This is a genomic window from Pseudonocardia sp. Ae717_Ps2, assembly GCF_001932475.1.
GTDB lineage: Bacteria > Actinomycetota > Actinomycetes > Mycobacteriales > Pseudonocardiaceae > Pseudonocardia.
In genome coordinates, this window is the sequence record NZ_MCIS01000001.1 from 5,529,142 (window position 1) to 5,545,180 (window position 16,039).

Below are 16,039 nucleotides of genomic sequence, written 5' to 3' on the forward strand. Positions count from 1 at the left end.
TCACATCCGGAAGACGCCGAAGGCCGGGTCGGCCAGGGGCGCGTTGGCGGCGACGGACAGCGACAGCCCGAGGACGGTGCGGGTGTCGGCGGGGTCGATGACGCCGTCGTCCCACAGCCGGGCGGTGGAGTAGTAGGGGTGTCCCTGCTCCTCGTACTGGGCGCGGATCGCGTCCGGATCGGCGTTGCCGACGGTGCCGAGCACGGTGGCCGCCTGCTCGCCGCCCATGACCGAGATGCGGGCATTGGGCCACATGAACAGGAACCGGGGCGAGTACGCCCGCCCGCACATCGCGTAGTTGCCGGCGCCGAAGGACCCGCCGATGACGACGGTCAGCTTCGGCACCCGGGTGGAGGCGACGGCGGTGACCATCTTCGCGCCGTTGCGGGCGATGCCGCCCGCCTCGTACTCGCGGCCGACCATGAACCCGGAGATGTTCTGCAGGAACACCAGCGGGATGCCGCGCTGGTCGCACAGCTCGACGAAGTGCGCGCCCTTGGTCGCGGACTCGGAGAACAGGATCCCGTTGTTGGCGACGATCCCGACCGGGTGGCCGTGGATCCGGGCGAACCCGGTCACCAGGGTGGTGCCGTACTCGGACTTGAACTCCGCGAACCGGGAGCCGTCGACGACGCGGGCGATCACCTCGCGCACGTCGTAGGGAGTGCGGGTGTCGGTGGGCACCGCGGCGTAGAGCCCGGCGGGGTCGACGGCGGGCTCCTCGGTGGGGCGCACCTCCCACGGCCGCGGGGCACGCGGGCCGAGCGTCGCGACGATCGCGCGGACCCGGGCGAGCGCGTCCGCGTCGTCGACGGCGAGGTGGTCGGTGACGCCGGAGACCTTCGCGTGCAGGTCCCCGCCGCCCAGCTCCTCGGCGGTGACGACCTCACCGGTCGCGGCCTTCACCAGCGGCGGGCCGCCCAGGAAGATCGTGCCCTGGTTGCGGACGATCACGGCCTCGTCGCTCATCGCGGGGACGTAGGCGCCACCCGCGGTGCAGGACCCGAGGACGGCGGCGATCTGCGGGATGCCCCGGCCCGACATCTGCGCCTGGTTGTAGAAGATGCGGCCGAAGTGCTCGCGGTCGGGGAACACCTCGTCCTGCTCGGGCAGGTACGCGCCCCCGGAGTCGACCAGGTACACACACGGCAGCCGGTTGTGCAGCGCCACCTCCTGCGCGCGCAGGTGCTTCTTGACCGTCATCGGGTAGTAGGTGCCGCCCTTGACGGTCGCGTCGTTGGCGACGACCACGACCTCCCGGCCGGCGACCCGCCCGACCCCGGTGATCATCCCGGCGCCGGGGGCCTGGTCGTCGTACATGCCGTGGGCGGCCAGCGGGGACAACTCCAGGAACGGCGACGACGGGTCGACCAGCGCGTCCACCCGGTCGCGCGGCAGCAGCTTCCCGCGTTCGACGTGCCGGGCCCGCGAGCGCTCCGGCCCGCCGAGCCGGGTCCGCTCCAGCCGGTCGCGCAGGTCGGCGACCAGGGCGCGGTGCGCGGCGTCGTTCTCTACGGCGCGCGGGTCGGCCGGGTCCACCGCCGTGCCGAGCCGCGGGGCCTCCGGGGCCGGCGCGGGTGGGGCCTGCGGTGCCGTCATCGGACCTCCCGGGGAACGCTGTCTGTTAATAACTGTTAACAGGTTAGCGGTTGTTAACACGCGTCGTCCAGGGCGGGCAGCGGCGACCTCTACTCTGGGAGACGTGCGCCTGCTGCTGGTCGAGGACGAGAAGCCGCTCGCCGAACTGGTCCGCCGGGGCCTGACCGGGGAGGGGCACGAGGTGGAGGTCGCACACGACGGCCCCACCGGGCTGCAGCTCGCGCTGACCGGCCGGCACGACGTGGTCATCCTCGACATCATGCTGCCGGGCCTGTCGGGCTACCGGATCCTGCAGCACCTGCGCGACCGGGGCGTGTGGACGCCGGTGCTCATGCTGACCGCCAAGGACGGCGAGTACGACGAGGCCGACGCCTTCGACCTCGGCGCGGACGACTACCTGACCAAGCCGTTCTCGTTCGTCGTGCTGCAGGCCCGGCTGCGCGCGCTGTTGCGCCGGGCCGGGGAGGCCGCACCGACCGTCCTGCGGGTCGGGGACCTCACGCTGGACCCGGGGACCCACCGGGTGCACCGCGGCGAGACCGAGATCCCGCTGACCCCGCGCGAGTTCGGCGTGCTCGAGCACCTGATGCAGAACACCGGGCAGGTCGTGACCAAGACCGACATCCTGCGCTCGGTCTGGGACGCCCACTACGACGGCGAGGTCAACGTCGTCGAGGTCTACGTCGGCTACCTGCGCCGCAAGATCGACGCTCCGTTCGGGACGCACAGCATCGAGACGCTGCGCGGCGTCGGCTACCGGATGTCCGAGCCCGCGCCCGCGACGCCCCGCTGACCTGCGGGGACCCGCTCAGCGACGACGGTCGGACGGCCGCCGCGGCGACGGCGTGACGACCGGCTCGCGCCCGGCCAGGGCGGGCTGGCGCCCGGCGTCCCGGGTGTCACGTGCCTCGCGGGTCGTCTCCCGGCCGGCGACGGCGGTGCCGGCGCGGCCCCGCTGCTCCCGCGGCGTGACGACCGGCAACGGCCGGGTGGCGTTCTCGTCGAACGGGCTGCCGACGGTGTTCGGCCGGATCGGCAGCGGGCCGGTCGGCGGGTCGAGACGACTGTGGGCGGGCGGTGCGGACACGTCGTCCTCCGGGTCGGGCGGGGCCGTCCCCTGAGCGCTGTCCGAGGGCCGACCGTCCGTGCCCGAGCCGTGGGTGACGGCCGGGTCACCGGGCGTGCGCATCATGCCACCCGGACCGGCGGTCCCGCGCGGCGACGCACCCTGCACCGCCCCGGCCTGCACCGCCCCGGCCTGCACCGCGACATGCTCGGGCGCCCCGCGGTCGGCATCGTCCTGCCCGCCGTGCCCCACCCAGGCGTCCGGGCCGAAGTCGGCGGGCTCCTCCTCCCGCGCCCACCGGGACCTGGTGGTCACCCGCGGGATCGGACCGGAGGGCCGGTCGTCGCACAGCTCCGCGGAGGGCCCGGCGTCGGCGCCGGCGTGCTCGGCACCGACCGGCTCGGGGGTCTCCTCCTCGGGCAGCGGCGCCGGCGCGGCGGGCACGGTGACCCGGAACCGGGCCCCGCCCAGCTCCGGCGACGAGGTCGCCTCCACCGTCCCGCCGTGCGCCGCGACCAGTTCGGCGACGATCGCGAGGCCGAGCCCGGAGCCGCCGTCGCCGCGGGCGCGGGCCTCGTCGAGCCGGACGAAGCGCTCGAAGACCCGGGCGCGGTCGGCCTCGGGGACGCCGTTGCCGTCGTCGTCGACCTCGATCACGGCGACGCCGCCCTCGGCGCGGACCGACACCGCGACCATCGACGACGCGTGCCGCTTGGCGTTGTCGACCAGGTTGCGCAGCACCCGGACCAGCTGCCCGCGGTCACCGACCACCCGGACGGGCTCGCTCGTCACCCGGACCGCGACGGCGGTCTCGGCCGACGGACGCTCCCGCTCGGCGTCGGCGATCTCGTCGAGGTCGACCTCCTCGCGGCGCGGAGCGATGCCGCGCTCGTCCGCGCGGGCGAGGAACAGCAGGTTCTCGACCAGGCCGGTCAGCCGGGAGGCCTCCCCGCGCAGCACGTCGACGGTGGCCCGGTCCGCGGAGGACTCCGGCATCCCGGAGCCGAGCAGCTCCAGCCCGGTCGACACGGTCGCGAGCGGGCTGCGCAGCTCGTGGCTGGCGTCGGCGACGAAGCGGTGCTGGGTGGCCTGGGAGGACTCGAGCCGCCCGAGCATCTGGTTCATGGTGCGGGCGAGGCGGCCGACCTCGTCGCGCGCGACGGGTTCGTCGACACGCTGGGACAGATCCTTGTCCCCCATGCCCGCGACCCGGGCGCGCATGTCCTCCACCGGGCGCAGCGCGCGACCGGCGAACAGGTAGGTGAAGCCGCCGGCGACCAGCACCAGCAGCGGCACACCGCCCGCGACGAGCCAGGTGACCAGGTCGACGGCCCGGTGCATCTGGTCGGTCGGCTGGGCGGAGTAGATCGTGATCGGCCGGTCGAAGGCCCGCACACCGAGCCCGACGACCATCATGTCCTCGGTCTCCAGCGGGCCGGACCGGGGGTCGAGCCCCGGGCCCCCGGCGTCGTGGTAGGTGACCGGCACGTCCATCTGGGACCGCGTCTCGTGCGGGGCCAGGACCCAGTCCACCAGCTGCGGCCGGTCGTCCAGCGGCTCGGAGGCGGCGAACACCTCGATGTTGCGCCCCTGGCCGTTCGACCCGACGCGGTCGTCCGGGGCACCGGTCCGGTCGCTCCAGGCGGTCACGACCTGCACGAAGTCGGTCCGGCGGGCGGTGGTGACCACCGCGTTCTCCTTGGCCGGGTCACCGGGGCGGTAGTCGGCGAAGTTCGCCTGGATCCGCTCGGCGACCTGCTGGGCGTTCGCCAGCAGCGCCTCCTCGGTGTTGCGCTTGAGCTGGCCCTCCAGGATCAGCACCAGCGACACACCGGCGACGACGAGCACCATCGCGACCGCCGCGGCCGCCGCCAGGGCGGACGCCGCGCGCACGCCGAGACGCTCACGCATCCGGCGCAGGGTCCTCATCACGCCCACGAGGGTATCGCCGTCGACCTGTGCGCAACCTGAGACGGACCGCACCAGGCGTTAACATCCGTTAACCGACGACGCTACGATCACCCGATGGCCGCAGCAGGAGCCTCTCCCCCGGACGGCGCGGGCACGCGCACGGAGGCCCCGTCGCGGCGCGAGCAGATCCTCACCGAGGCGGCCCGACTGTTCGCCCGGCACGGCTTCCACGGGGTGAGCATCGCCGACCTGGGCGCCGCGGTCGGCGTCAGCGGCCCCGCGCTCTACCGGCACTTCCCCGGCAAGGAGGCGCTGCTCGCGGAGCTGCTCATCGACATCTCCGAGCGGCTGCTCGACGGCGGGCGGGCCCGCGTGCACCACGACGACCCGCGGGCCGCGCTGGCCGACCTCGTCGACTTCCACGTCGCGTTCGCGACCCGCGAGCCGGAGCTGATCGTCGTGCAGGACCGGGACCTCGCGAACCTGCCCGAGGAGCCGCGCCGCACCGTGCGACGGCTGCAGCGCACCTACGTCGAGCTGTGGGTGGACACCCTGCGCCGGGTGCACCCCGACGTCGCCCCGGCCGAGGCCCGCACCGTCGCACACGGGGTGTTCGGCCTGCTCAACTCCACGCCGTACGCACCGCGGGCCGAGCAGCCGTCCGCGCGCGGGGCGGACGCCCGGGCCGCGGTGCTGCGCCGGATGGCGCTGGCCGCGCTGGACGCCGCCCCCGCGTGAGGGGCGGGCCTCAGACGCCGACGCGCTCCCGCTCGACCGGCACGGCCGGCGCGACGGCGGACCGGGCCCGCCGGTCCTCCCGGCGCGCGACGACGAGCAGCCGCAGCCCGTTCAGGCACACCAGCACCGTGGACAGCTCGTGCCCGGCGACGCCGACGACCAGGGGCAACGTCCCCACCAGGTCCCACCCGACCAGGACGACGATCACCGTGGCGGCGAAGGCCAGGTTCGCCCGCGCGATCCGCCGTGCCCGCCGGGCCAGCACCACCAGCGGCGCGAGCGAGCCGAGCGGATCCCGGGTGAGCACGCCGTCGGCGGCCTCCAGGGACAGCGCCCCCGCCCCCTCGGAGACGACGAGCCCGACGTCGGCCGAGGCGAGCAGCGGTGCGTCGTTGATGCCGTCACCCGCGGCGAGCACTCGGCGACCCTTCGCCTGCTCGGCGCGGACGACCTCGACCTTGCCGTCGGGCAGCAGCCCGGCCCGGACCCGGGTCAGGCCGAGCCGGCCGGCGAGCACCCGGGCCGGGCGCTCGGCGTCGCCGGTGAGCACCTGCGGCTCGCCGCCGACCTCCCGGCGCAGCGCGGCCAGCGCGTCCGCGGCACCCGGGCGCGGCTCGTCGGACAGCCCGAGCACCCCGGCGGGCTCGCCGTCCACCAGCACCACGACGGCGGTCCGCCCCGCCTCCTGCAGCGCCGCGACCCCCGGGACCTCGACGTCGCCGGCCAGCTCCGGGCGCCCGACGGCGATGCTCCGCCCGTCGACGACCGCCCGCACCCCCTCGCCCGGGACCGCGGTGAACCCTTCGGCCCGTGGCAGCCGCAGGCCGCGTTCCATGGCGTGCGCGCGGACCGCCCGGCCCAGCACGTGCTCACTGCCGGCCTCGGCGGCCCCGGCCAGGGCGAGCAGCTCGTCGGCGGACCGGGACCCCAGCGGGGTCACCGACACCACCTGCGGGCGGCCGGAGGTCAGCGTGCCGGTCTTGTCCAGCACCACGGTGTCGACCTCGGCGAGCGCCTCCAGCACGGTGACGTCCTTGACCAGCGTTCCGCGCCGGCCGGACACCGCGACCGCGGCGAGCAGCGGCGGCATCGTCGCGAGCACGATCGCGCACGGCGAGGCCACGATCATGAAGACGATCGCGCGGAGCAGTGTCTCGGTGAACGGGGCACCGAGCAGCAGCGGCACGGTGAGCAGCAGCACCGTCCCCGCGACGACCAGCACCGAGTAGCGCTGCTCGACGCGCTCGATGAACAGCTGGCGGCCCGCCTTGGTCTCCGCGGCCCGCTCGACCTGCGCCGCGACCCCCGCGACGACGGTGTCCGCCGCGTCCCGCGAGACCCGCACCCGCAGCACGCCGGTGCCGTTCACGGTGCCAGCGAGCACCGCGTCGCCGGGGCCGGTGCGGGCCGGGACCGGCTCCCCGGTCAGCGCGGAGGTGTCGACCTCCGACACACCGTCGAGCACGGTGCCGTCGCCGGGGATCCGCTCCCCGGGACGGACGACGACGACCTGTCCCGCGACGAGCCCGGCCGCCGGGACGGTGTGCTCGGCACCGTCGTCGTCGACGACGACGGCCTTCTCCGGGGCGAGGTCGAGCAGCGCGTCGATGCTGGCCCGGGTACGGGCGGTCATGACCGACTCCAGCGCCCCGGACGTCGCGAAGATGACGATGAGCAGGCCGCCGTCGAACCACTGTCCGATCGCCGCCGCCGCGACCGCGGCGACGATCATCAGCAGGTCGACGTCGAGCCGCTTCTCCCCGAGCGCACACAGGCCCTCGAGCGCGGGCTCCCAGCCGCCGAGGACGTAGCAGGCCAGGTACAGGCCGACGACCACCGCGGACGGAGCGCCGAGCAGGTCGGCCCCGAGCGCGGCCAGGAAGGCCAGCAGGGCGGCCCCGGCCCAGCGGACCTCGGGAAGGGTGAGAGCGGATCGCATGCGTGGAACCGTATCTGCGCATACACGAAGATACGCAGTCAGCCATCCAGATGCTGAGACGGTGGACCATCCGCGCAGTCACGCAGGTATTCTCGGCGGCGTGCACGAGTCCATTCCCGGCTTCGCGATGCCGCCCGAGGACGAGGTCCGCCGGGTGGCGGACGCGATGCGCATGCTCTCCGACCCGACCCGGGTCAAGATCCTCTGGGCACTGATGCAGGGCGAGTCCTCGGTGGCCTGCCTGGCCGACCTGGTCGGCGCCGCCCCCACCGCGGTGAGCCAGCACCTGTCGAAGCTGCGGCTCTCGGGCCTGGTGGAGAACCGGCGCGAGGGGACCTACGTCTACTACACGGTGGAGGACGCGACGGTCCGCGCCGTGCTGGAGCGCGTGCTCGGGCAGGTCGACACCGTCGAGTGATGACTCCTCGCCGGGGAGGCGTAGGCTTTCGGTTGCACACAACCGATCTCCCAGGGAGGGCCCCATGCCCCAGCTCAGCATCGGCACCGAGAGCGGCAGCCCGCTCGAGCTGCACTACACCGACCAGGGGTCCGGTGCGCCCGTCGTGCTGATCCACGGCTGGCCGCTCTCCGGCCGCTCCTGGGAGAAGCAGGTCCCGGCCCTGGTCGAGGCCGGCCATCGGGTCGTCACCTACGACCGTCGCGGCTTCGGGCAGTCCTCGCAGCCCTGGGACGGCTACGACTACGACACCTTCGCCGACGACCTGCACGCCCTGCTCGTGCACCTCGACCTGCGCGAGGCCACCCTCGTCGGGTTCTCCATGGGCGGCGGCGAGGTCGTCCGCTACATCGCGAAGCACGGCACCGACCGGGTCGCCCGCGCCGTGCTGGCCGCGGCCGTCCCGCCGTACCTGTACAAGTCCGACGACAACCCCGACGGCGGCCTCGACGACGCCACCATCGAGCAGTTCCAGGGTGGTGTGACCGGCGACCGGATCGCCTTCCTGGACGGGTTCACGACGAACTTCTTCGCCGCGGGTGACCGCACCGACCTGATCAGCGAGCCGAGCCGGGTCCACCACCGCACGATCGCCGAGTTCGCGTCGCCGAAGGGCACCCTGGACTGCATCGCCGCGTTCGGGCGCACCGACTTCCGCGGCGACGTGCAGAAGGTCTCCGACGCCGGCATCCCGACCCTGGTCATCCACGGCGACGCCGACGCGATCGTCCCGTTCGAGGTGTCCGGCAAGCGCTCCCACGAGTCGATCAAGGGCGCGCAGCTCGTGCTGATCGAGGGTGGCCCGCACGGCCTCAACGCCACCCACCCCGAGGAGTTCAACGCCGCCCTGCTCGACTTCCTGAAGGCCTGACCGCCCGTCCCCGGGTTCCGCTGTGGGCGGAACCCGGGGACGACGGGGACCGTCCGGCCCTACCGTGCCCCCATGAGCGAACCCCTCTGGCGGCACGCACTCGGCCGCGAGCTGCGACGACGCCGGCACGTCCGCGGCGAGACCCTGCACGCGACGGCCGGGCGCGCCGGGGTGTCACCGCAGTACCTCTCGGAGGTGGAGCGGGGCCGCAAGGAGCCCTCCAGCGAGATGATCGCCGCCGTCGCCGGGGCGCTCGGGACCGACCTGGCCGGGCTGACCCGCGGCGTCGCCGACGGTCTGGCGGCCGCGCCGCGACCCCGCGGGCCGCAGTGCGCCTACGCGCTCGCCGCCTGACCCTCACCGGCGTTCCCGGGTCCGCGGCGGCTGCGGCTCGAGCACCGTGTCGAGCAGGCCGTAGTCGCGCGCCGCAGCCGCGGTGAACACCCGGTCGTGGTCGGTGTCGGCACGCAGCCGTTCCACGGTCTGCCCGGTGTGGCGGGCCAGGATCTCCTCGATGTCGGCGCGGATCCGGACCAGCTCGTCGGCCTGCAGGATGAGGTCCGGGATGGACCCGCGGCCCTGCGCCGCGGGCTGGTGCAGCACGACCCGGGCGTGCGGCAACGCGCCCCGGCGGCCCTCGGTCCCGGCGGCGAGCAGCACCGCGCCCACCGACACGGCCTGGCCGACGCACGTCGTCGCGACCGGGCAGCGGACGTGGCGCAGCGTGTCGTAGATGCCGAGCATCGCGCTGGGGTCCCCGCCCCCGCAGTTGACGTAGAGCTGCACCTCGCGGTCGGGGTCGTCGGCCTCGAGGAACAGCAGCTGGGCGATCAACGCGTTCGCGACGCCCGCGTCGATCTCGGTGCCCAGGTAGACGACACGCTCGGTGAGCAGGTGGGAGTAGACGTCGAGGACCCGCTCGCCGCTCGGGGTGCGGGCGATGACGTTCGGGATCGTGTAGGTGCTCATCGCCGTCACCGCCCCACGCCGAAGCCGGTCGGGACCGCACCACGGCGCGGCACCACCTGGTCGAAGGAGTCCACGACGGCGTCGACGAAGCCGTAGTCGAGCGCCTCGGTCGCCGAGTACCAGCGGTCGTGCAGCGAGTCGGTGAAGATCCGGTCGACCGGCTGTCCGGTGTCCTGAGCGATCAGGCCGAGCACCGTGTCCCGGGTGTGGCGCAGGTCGTCGGCCTGCAGCTCGATGTCGACGGCGGTCCCGCCGATCCCCGACGAGCCCTGGTGCATCAGCACCCGCGAGTGCGGCAGCGCGCGCCGCTTGCCCGGCGTGCCCGCCGAGAGCAGGAACTGCCCGGCGCTGTAGGCGATGCCGAGCACGAGCGTCGACACGTCGCAGGGCACCAGCCGGAACAGGTCCCGCAGCGCCAGCATCGCCGGCACCGACCCGCCGGGCGAGTGGATCCAGAAGGCGATGTCGGCGTCCGGGTCGCGGGCGGCCAGTGCCACGACCTGGGTGGCGAGCAGAGTGCCGTTGTCGTCGTCGAGGGGGCCGTCGAGCACGACGACCCGCTGGTCGTAGAGGTCACGGCGGGCCCGGTCGTCGAAGCGTGGGGTGCGTGGTGAGTCGCTCATGACCCCACCGTGGCCGGAGGACGGCCCGGTCCGCGCCCGGTTCTGCCCTGGGCAGCTCCGCCCAGGGCGAACGGGGACCTCAGCCGTCGAGGGCGGCGACGGCCCGGCGGGCCGCGATCGGGTCGGCCGCGGCGCAGGCCGCCCTGGCCCGCTCCCGGCACTGCTCCACCGTCAGCCCGGCGAGGGTCGCCCCGACCGCGGCGAGCGCCCCCGAGCCCATCGACAGGCTCGCGACGCCGAGCCCCACCAGCACCGCGGCGAGTCCCGGGTCGGCCGCGGCCTCGCCGCACACCCCGACCGGGGTACCGGTGCGCGCCGAGGCCTCGCCGAGCAGCCCGATCAGCCGCAGCAGCGCCGGCTGCCACGGGTCGTTGAGCGCGGCCACCGGACCGGACTGGCGGTCCGCGGCGAACAGGTACTGGGCCAGGTCGTTGGTGCCGACCGAGACGAAGTCGACCTCGGCCATGATCTCGTCGGCGGTGAGCACCGCGGCCGGGATCTCGATCATCACGCCGGCCTGGGTGATCCCGTGCGCCCGGCAGCGCTCCACGAACCAGCGCGCCTCCTCGGCGGTGGCGACCATCGGTGCCATCACCTTGAGCTCGACGTCGGTCTCCTTCGCCGCGGCGGCGAGCGCGGCGAGCTGGCGATCCAGCACGCCGTCGCCGTTGCCGGGGACGCGGGCGATCCGCAGACCACGCACGCCGAGGGCGGGGTTGGGCTCGCCGTCGAGCGACAGGAACGGCAGCGGCTTGTCCGCGCCGGCGTCGAGGGTGCGGGCGGTGACCGGCCTGCCGGCGAACGCGGACAGCACCGCGGTGTAGACCTCGCGCTGGGCGGCCTCGGTCGGCTCGTCGGCCGCGGAGAGGAACGCGAGCTCGGTGCGGAACAGACCGACGCCCTCGGCGCGGGCGTCCGCGGCCTTCACCGCGCCGGGGCCGTCGCCGACGTTGGCCAGGACCGGCACGACCATGCCGTCGGCGGTGCGGCCGACGCCGTCCCACTCGGCAGTGACCGAGGCGGCGGCGGCGAACGCGGTCGCCTCGTCCAGGGTGGCGACCTCGACGACCTCGCCGGTCCCGCCGTCGACGGTCAGTGCGGCGCCCTCGGCGATCCCGGCCGCGCCCGCGCAGCCGACGACCGCGGGGATCCCCAGCGAGCGCGCGAGGATCGCGGTGTGGCTGGTCGGGCCGCCCTGCTCGGTGACCAGGGCGAGCGCGACTCCTGGCTTCAGCCCGGCGGTGTCGGCCGGGGCCAGGTCGGTCGCGACGAGCACGGCGGGCGCGTCCAGGTCGGCCACGCCCGGTGCGGGCAGCCCCAGCAGCTCGGCGACGATGCGGTCCCGCACGTCGTGGATGTCGCGGGCGCGCTCGGCCATGTAGCCGCCCATCGACGACAGCATCTCGGCGAAGGCGTTCGCCGCCTCCCACACCGCACGCGCGGCGGGCCGGCCCTGCCCGGTCACCAGGTTCTCCGCGTTCTCCAGCAACGTGGGGTCCCCGACCATCGACACGGTCGCCTCCAGCACCTCCTTCGCGTCGCCGGTGACGGTCGCGGCGCGTGCGGTCAGGCGCTGCGAGACCAGCTCGACGGCCGGCGCGATCCGCGCGGCCTCGGCGGCGGCGTCGGCCGGGGCGGGACCGGCGGCCGGCTCACCCGGCGGCTCGGCGACGCGGACGACGCGGCCGCCGGCGCGGCCGGGGCTGGCAGGGATTCCGGTGAGGGCGGTCGTGCTCGGCATGGAGTGGCTCCCGGGGTTACGTCGGCGTGACCCGTTGACAAACACAGTAAAACCCACATACTCAGACACAAGCAAGCATCGAAGCGGGAGCGAACAAAGATGTACGCAGCGGAGCGTCAGCAGTGGCTGCTCGACCAGACCCGGGACCGGGGCCGGGTCGACGTGGCCGCCGTCGCCGAGGAGCTCGATGTCACCCCCGAGACGATCCGCCGGGACCTCGGGGCCCTGGAGCGCCAGGGGCTCGTCCGCCGGGTGCACGGCGGGGCGATCCCGTCGGACCTGCTGAACTTCGAGCCCGGGGTCGGCCAGCGCGACAGCCAGTTCGGCGCGGAGAAGGAGCGGATCGCCAAGGCCGCACTCGCCGAACTGGGCACCGCCGCGACCGTCCTGCTCGACGCCGGGACCACGACCTCCCGGCTCGCGAGCACGCTGCCCCGCGAACGCGACGTCACCGTCGTCACCAACTCGCTGCCGATCGCGTCCTCGCTGGCCGGACGTCCGAACGTGGACCTGCGGCTGCTCGGCGGCCGGGTCCGCGGGACGACGCTGGCCACCGTCGACGACTGGGGCACGGAGGTGCTGGCCGGTCTGACGATCGACGTCGCCTTCCTCGGGACCAACGGCTTCTCCGTGGCCCGCGGCCTCACCACACCCGACACGGGCGAGGGCGCGACCAAGCGGGCGATGCTGCGCGCCGCGCGCCGCACCGTCGTCCTCGCCGACGCCAGCAAGTTCGGCTCCGACCAGTTCGTCCGCTTCGGCACGCTGGCCGAGGTCGACACGCTGATCACCGACACCGGCCTCGCCGCGGCGGACGCCGCCGTGCTCGAGGCCGCCGGCCCCAAGGTGGTACGCGCATGACACCCCGTTCCGTCCCCGCTCCGCGGATGTTCGTGACGGTCACCCCGAACCCGAGCCTGGACCGGACCATCGCGCTGCCGCACCTGGTGCGCGGCGAGGTCCACCGGGCCGGATCGGTCCGGATCGACCCCGGTGGCAAGGGCGTCAACGTCGCCCGCGCCCTGGCCTCGGCCGGGCACCGCACGGTGGCCCTGATGCCGTCGGGTGCCACGCCCGGCGAGCGGCTGGCCGCGCTGCTGGAGCCGACCGACGTCACGACCGTCGCGGTGCCGATCACCGAGGCCACCCGGGTGAACATCACCCTGGTCGAGCCGGACGGCGTCACCACGAAGATCAACGAGCGGGGTCCGCACCTGTCCGCCGACGAGGTCGAGGCCCTGATGGACCGGGCCTGCGCGCTCGGCGCGGGCGCGACCTGGCTGGTGGGCTGCGGCTCGCTGCCCTCCGGTGTGCGCGACGACTTCTACGCGGAGCTGGTCCGGCGCTGCCGCCGGCCCGGCCTGCGGATCGCCGTCGACACCTCGGACGCGCCGCTGCACCACGCCGTCACGGCGGCCCCCGACCTCGTGAAGCCCAACCACGCCGAGCTGGCCGAGCTCGTCGGGCGCCCGCTGGGCAGCCTCGGCGACGTGCTGCTGGCCGCCCGCGAGCTGCGTGCCCGCGGGATCGGCGCGGTCCTGGTCAGCCTGGGCGCCGGTGGCGCCCTGCTGGTCGACCGGTCCGGCGAGTACCACGCCCGGACCCCTCCGATCACCGTGCTCAGCACGGTGGGCGCCGGTGACTCCACCCTGGCCGGGTTCCTGGCTGCGGGCGGGGAGGGACCCGACGCCCTGCGCCACGCCGTGGCCTACGGCGCCGCCGCCTGCCGACTGCCCGGCTCCGCCACGCCGGGTCCGGCCGACATCCGAATCGACGACGTCGAACTGGCACCCACGCCGGACGTCACCCTCGCTCTCACCGGAGATGCCGCATGACCGCACTGATCACCGCTGATCTGGTCGACCTCGACGTGCCGTCGGCCGACAGGAAGACCGCCGTCACCGCCCTCGCCGAGCGCCTCGTGCGGGCGGGCCGGGTCACCGACCTGGACACCTTCCTCGCCGACATCGAGGCCCGCGAGGCACAGATGCCGACCGGCCTGGAGGGCGGCATCGGCATCCCGCACTGCCGCTCCGCGGCCGTCACCGAGCCGACCCTGGCCTTCGGCCGGGCTCCGTCGGGTGTCGACTTCGGCGCCGAGGACGGCCCCGCCGACCTCATCTTCATGATCGCCGCCCCGGAGGGCGGGAACACCGACCACATGACGGTGCTCGCCGCGCTGGCCCGTCGCCTGGTCCGTGCCTCGTTCAAGAACGAGCTCCGCAACGCCACCGACCCGGCCGCCGTCGCGACCTTCATCCAGCAGGAGGTGGGAGCATGAAGCTCCTCGCCGTCACCGCGTGCCCGACGGGCATCGCCCACACCTACATGGCCGCCGAAGCCCTCGATGTCGCCGCCGAGGAGGCGGGGCACGAGATCGTCGTCGAGACCCAGGGTTCGGCGGGCTCGACACCCTTCACCCAGGCCCAGCTCGACGAGGCCGAGGCGATCATCCTCGCCGCCGACGTCGAGGTGCGGGACAAGGAGCGCTTCGCGCACCTGCCGACGGTCACCTCCCCGGTCAAGAAGGCCATCGGCGGCGCGCCGGGCCTGATCGAGCAGGCCGTCGCGAAGGCCACCGCGCAGCCGAAGGGCTCGGCCGCGGCCGCCGTCCCGGCCCAGCGCGACGGGTCCGACCTGGACACCAAGAACTTCGGCTCGGGCTTCGGTTCCAAGCTCCGCGGCTGGCTGATGACCGGTGTCTCCTACGTCATCCCGTTCGTCGCGGCCGGCGGTCTGCTGATCGCGCTGGGCTTCGCGCTCGGCGGCTACCAGATCAACGAGGCCCCCGACGTCGTCTCCTTCGACGACAACGGCGTCGCCTCGGTCGTGTTCGACCCGGGTGCGGTGCAGTCCTGGGCCGCGCTGTTCTTCCAGGTCGGCGGCCTGGCGTTCGGCTTCCTCGTCCCGGTCCTGGCCGGCTTCATCGCCTACGCCATCGCCGACCGCCCGGCACTGGTGCCCGGCTTCGTCGGCGGCATGATCGCCGTCCAGACCCATGCCGGGTTCCTCGGCGGCCTGGTCGCCGGCCTGCTCGCCGGTGCGGTCGTCTACGGCCTCAAGCTGTGGCAGCCGCCGCGCGCCCTGGCCGGGATCATGCCGGTGCTGGTGCTGCCGCTGATCGGCACCGCCGTCGTCGGCGCGATCATGTTCCTGGTCGTCGGCACGCCGCTCGCGGCCGCCACGACCGGCCTGACCAACTGGCTCAACGGTCTGTCGGGCACCAACGCGATCCTGCTCGGCGCCCTGCTCGGCCTGATGATGGCCTTCGACATGGGTGGTCCGGTCAACAAGGCCGCCTACGCCTTCGCCGTCGCCGGGCTGTCCACCGGGTCGGAGACCGCGCTGATGATCATGGCCGCGGTGATGGCGGCCGGCATGACCCCGCCGCTGGCGCTGGCCCTGGCCACGACCGTCCGCAAGAACCTGTTCACGAAGGTCGAGCAGGAGAACGGCCGCGCCGCCTGGCTGCTGGGCGCCTCGTTCATCACCGAGGGCGCGATCCCGTTCGCCGCGGGCGACCCGCTGCGGGTCATCCCGTCGCTGATGGCCGGGTCCGCGGTCGCGGGCTCGCTGTCGATGGCCTTCGGCGCGACGCTGCGCGCCCCGCACGGCGGCATCTTCGTGGTCCCGCTGATCGGCAACCCGTTCGCCTACCTGCTGGCGATCGTCGCGGGCACCCTGGTCTCCGCCGCCCTGGTCGTCGGCCTGAAGTCGGCCCGCCGCACCCCGGCCCCGGCCGCCGTCGAGCAGCCCGCCGCCGCCCCGGCCGCCGCGCCGGTCGCCGGCTGACACCCACCACCCACATCGAGAGGAACACCGACATGGCCGAGCGCCGCGTGAAGGTGGGGTCGTCCGTCGGGCTGCACGCCCGCCCCGCCAACCTGTTCGTCACCGCCGCCAAGGAGCAGGGGGTGAAGGTGCAGATCGGGACCGCCGACGGTGAGCGTGGACCGGTCGACGCCGCCTCCATCCTGTCCGTGATGGGCCTGGGCGTGCAGTCCGGCGAGGAGGTCGTGCTGACCTCCTCCGACGACGAGCAGGGCGAGGCCGCCGTCGCCGCCCTGGCCGAGCTGCTGGAGCAGGACCTCGACGCGAGCTGACCCCGCGTCACCTCGTACGACC

The 16,039-nt window shown here is 74.4% G+C and carries 16 protein-coding genes; 10 read left to right on the forward strand and 6 right to left on the reverse strand.

Going from position 1 to position 16,039, the window contains the following annotated elements; genetic code table 11:
- On the reverse strand, window positions 1-1,599 hold the full coding sequence (locus Ae717Ps2_RS25430) for a carboxyl transferase domain-containing protein (protein ID WP_139318899.1): 1,599 nt from the start codon (window positions 1,597-1,599) through the stop codon (window positions 1-3).
- Window positions 1,600-1,702: 103 nt separating this feature from the next.
- On the opposite strand from Ae717Ps2_RS25430, the gene Ae717Ps2_RS25435 reads away from it, so the two are divergent.
- A complete protein-coding gene (locus tag Ae717Ps2_RS25435) occupies window positions 1,703-2,392 on the forward strand; it encodes a response regulator transcription factor (RefSeq protein WP_075309635.1) in 690 nt (229 codons plus the stop codon).
- Between the two features lie 15 nt (window positions 2,393-2,407).
- Here Ae717Ps2_RS25435 and Ae717Ps2_RS25440 read toward each other — a convergent pair whose 3' ends face one another.
- On the reverse strand, window positions 2,408-4,594 hold the full coding sequence (locus tag Ae717Ps2_RS25440) for an ATP-binding protein (RefSeq protein WP_233147813.1): 2,187 nt from the start codon (window positions 4,592-4,594) through the stop codon (window positions 2,408-2,410).
- Window positions 4,595-4,690: 96 nt separating this feature from the next.
- Here Ae717Ps2_RS25440 and Ae717Ps2_RS25445 point away from each other — a divergent pair, with 96 nt between their 5' ends.
- The gene (locus Ae717Ps2_RS25445; protein WP_075309631.1) at window positions 4,691-5,314 is read left to right on the forward strand and encodes a TetR/AcrR family transcriptional regulator; all 624 of its coding nucleotides are present in this window, start codon (window positions 4,691-4,693) and stop codon (window positions 5,312-5,314) included.
- Window positions 5,315-5,324: 10 nt separating this feature from the next.
- Here the strand turns inward: Ae717Ps2_RS25445 and Ae717Ps2_RS25450 are convergent, their stop codons facing one another.
- Window positions 5,325-7,253, reverse strand: a complete 1,929-nt coding sequence (locus tag Ae717Ps2_RS25450) for a heavy metal translocating P-type ATPase (RefSeq protein ID WP_083695364.1) — start codon at window positions 7,251-7,253, stop codon at window positions 5,325-5,327.
- Window positions 7,254-7,353: 100 nt separating this feature from the next.
- Here Ae717Ps2_RS25450 and Ae717Ps2_RS25455 point away from each other — a divergent pair, with 100 nt between their 5' ends.
- The 3 genes from Ae717Ps2_RS25455 to Ae717Ps2_RS25465 all read left to right on the forward strand — a co-directional run bounded on the left by Ae717Ps2_RS25455 (window position 7,354) and on the right by Ae717Ps2_RS25465 (window position 8,935).
- Window positions 7,354-7,671: a metalloregulator ArsR/SmtB family transcription factor gene (locus Ae717Ps2_RS25455; protein ID WP_020623405.1), complete on the forward strand. Its 318-nt coding sequence runs from the start codon at window positions 7,354-7,356 to the stop codon at window positions 7,669-7,671.
- 64 nt (window positions 7,672-7,735) lie between these two features.
- Window positions 7,736-8,581, forward strand: coding sequence for an alpha/beta fold hydrolase (locus tag Ae717Ps2_RS25460; protein ID WP_020623406.1), 846 nt, complete (start codon window positions 7,736-7,738; stop codon window positions 8,579-8,581).
- Window positions 8,582-8,653: 72 nt separating this feature from the next.
- Window positions 8,654-8,935 carry a helix-turn-helix domain-containing protein gene (locus tag Ae717Ps2_RS25465; protein WP_075309627.1) on the forward strand — a complete coding sequence of 94 codons (282 nt, stop codon included), beginning with the start codon at window positions 8,654-8,656 and terminating at the stop codon, window positions 8,933-8,935.
- Window positions 8,936-8,938: 3 nt separating this feature from the next.
- Here the strand turns inward: Ae717Ps2_RS25465 and Ae717Ps2_RS25470 are convergent, their stop codons facing one another.
- From Ae717Ps2_RS25470 to Ae717Ps2_RS25480, 3 genes are all read right to left on the reverse strand, one after another.
- A complete protein-coding gene (locus Ae717Ps2_RS25470; RefSeq protein ID WP_075312677.1) occupies window positions 8,939-9,550 on the reverse strand; it encodes a ClpP family protease in 612 nt (203 codons plus the stop codon).
- 5 nt (window positions 9,551-9,555) lie between these two features.
- On the reverse strand, window positions 9,556-10,173 hold the full coding sequence (locus tag Ae717Ps2_RS25475; protein ID WP_075309625.1) for a ClpP family protease: 618 nt from the start codon (window positions 10,171-10,173) through the stop codon (window positions 9,556-9,558).
- Between the two features lie 79 nt (window positions 10,174-10,252).
- A complete protein-coding gene (locus Ae717Ps2_RS25480; RefSeq protein WP_075309623.1) occupies window positions 10,253-11,914 on the reverse strand; it encodes a putative PEP-binding protein in 1,662 nt (553 codons plus the stop codon).
- A 99-nt stretch (window positions 11,915-12,013) separates the two neighbouring features.
- Here Ae717Ps2_RS25480 and Ae717Ps2_RS25485 point away from each other — a divergent pair, with 99 nt between their 5' ends.
- The 5 genes from Ae717Ps2_RS25485 to Ae717Ps2_RS25505 are packed head-to-tail and all read left to right on the forward strand — an operon-like array spanning window position 12,014 to window position 16,017.
- A complete protein-coding gene (locus Ae717Ps2_RS25485; protein WP_075333974.1) occupies window positions 12,014-12,775 on the forward strand; it encodes a DeoR/GlpR family DNA-binding transcription regulator in 762 nt (253 codons plus the stop codon).
- A gap of 26 nt (window positions 12,776-12,801) precedes the next feature.
- Window positions 12,802-13,749 carry a 1-phosphofructokinase gene (gene pfkB, locus Ae717Ps2_RS25490; RefSeq protein ID WP_020621687.1) on the forward strand — a complete coding sequence of 316 codons (948 nt, stop codon included), beginning with the start codon at window positions 12,802-12,804 and terminating at the stop codon, window positions 13,747-13,749.
- Window positions 13,746-14,195: a PTS sugar transporter subunit IIA gene (locus tag Ae717Ps2_RS25495; protein ID WP_060714010.1), complete on the forward strand. Its 450-nt coding sequence runs from the start codon at window positions 13,746-13,748 to the stop codon at window positions 14,193-14,195. The genes pfkB and Ae717Ps2_RS25495 overlap by 4 nt, the downstream gene beginning before the upstream one ends.
- Window positions 14,192-15,706: a PTS fructose transporter subunit IIC gene (locus Ae717Ps2_RS25500; RefSeq protein ID WP_075333975.1), complete on the forward strand. Its 1,515-nt coding sequence runs from the start codon at window positions 14,192-14,194 to the stop codon at window positions 15,704-15,706. Before Ae717Ps2_RS25495 ends, Ae717Ps2_RS25500 begins: the two co-directional genes overlap by 4 nt.
- A gap of 32 nt (window positions 15,707-15,738) precedes the next feature.
- Window positions 15,739-16,017 carry an HPr family phosphocarrier protein gene (locus tag Ae717Ps2_RS25505; RefSeq protein WP_020621690.1) on the forward strand — a complete coding sequence of 93 codons (279 nt, stop codon included), beginning with the start codon at window positions 15,739-15,741 and terminating at the stop codon, window positions 16,015-16,017.
- Window positions 16,018-16,039 lie beyond the last annotated feature (22 nt).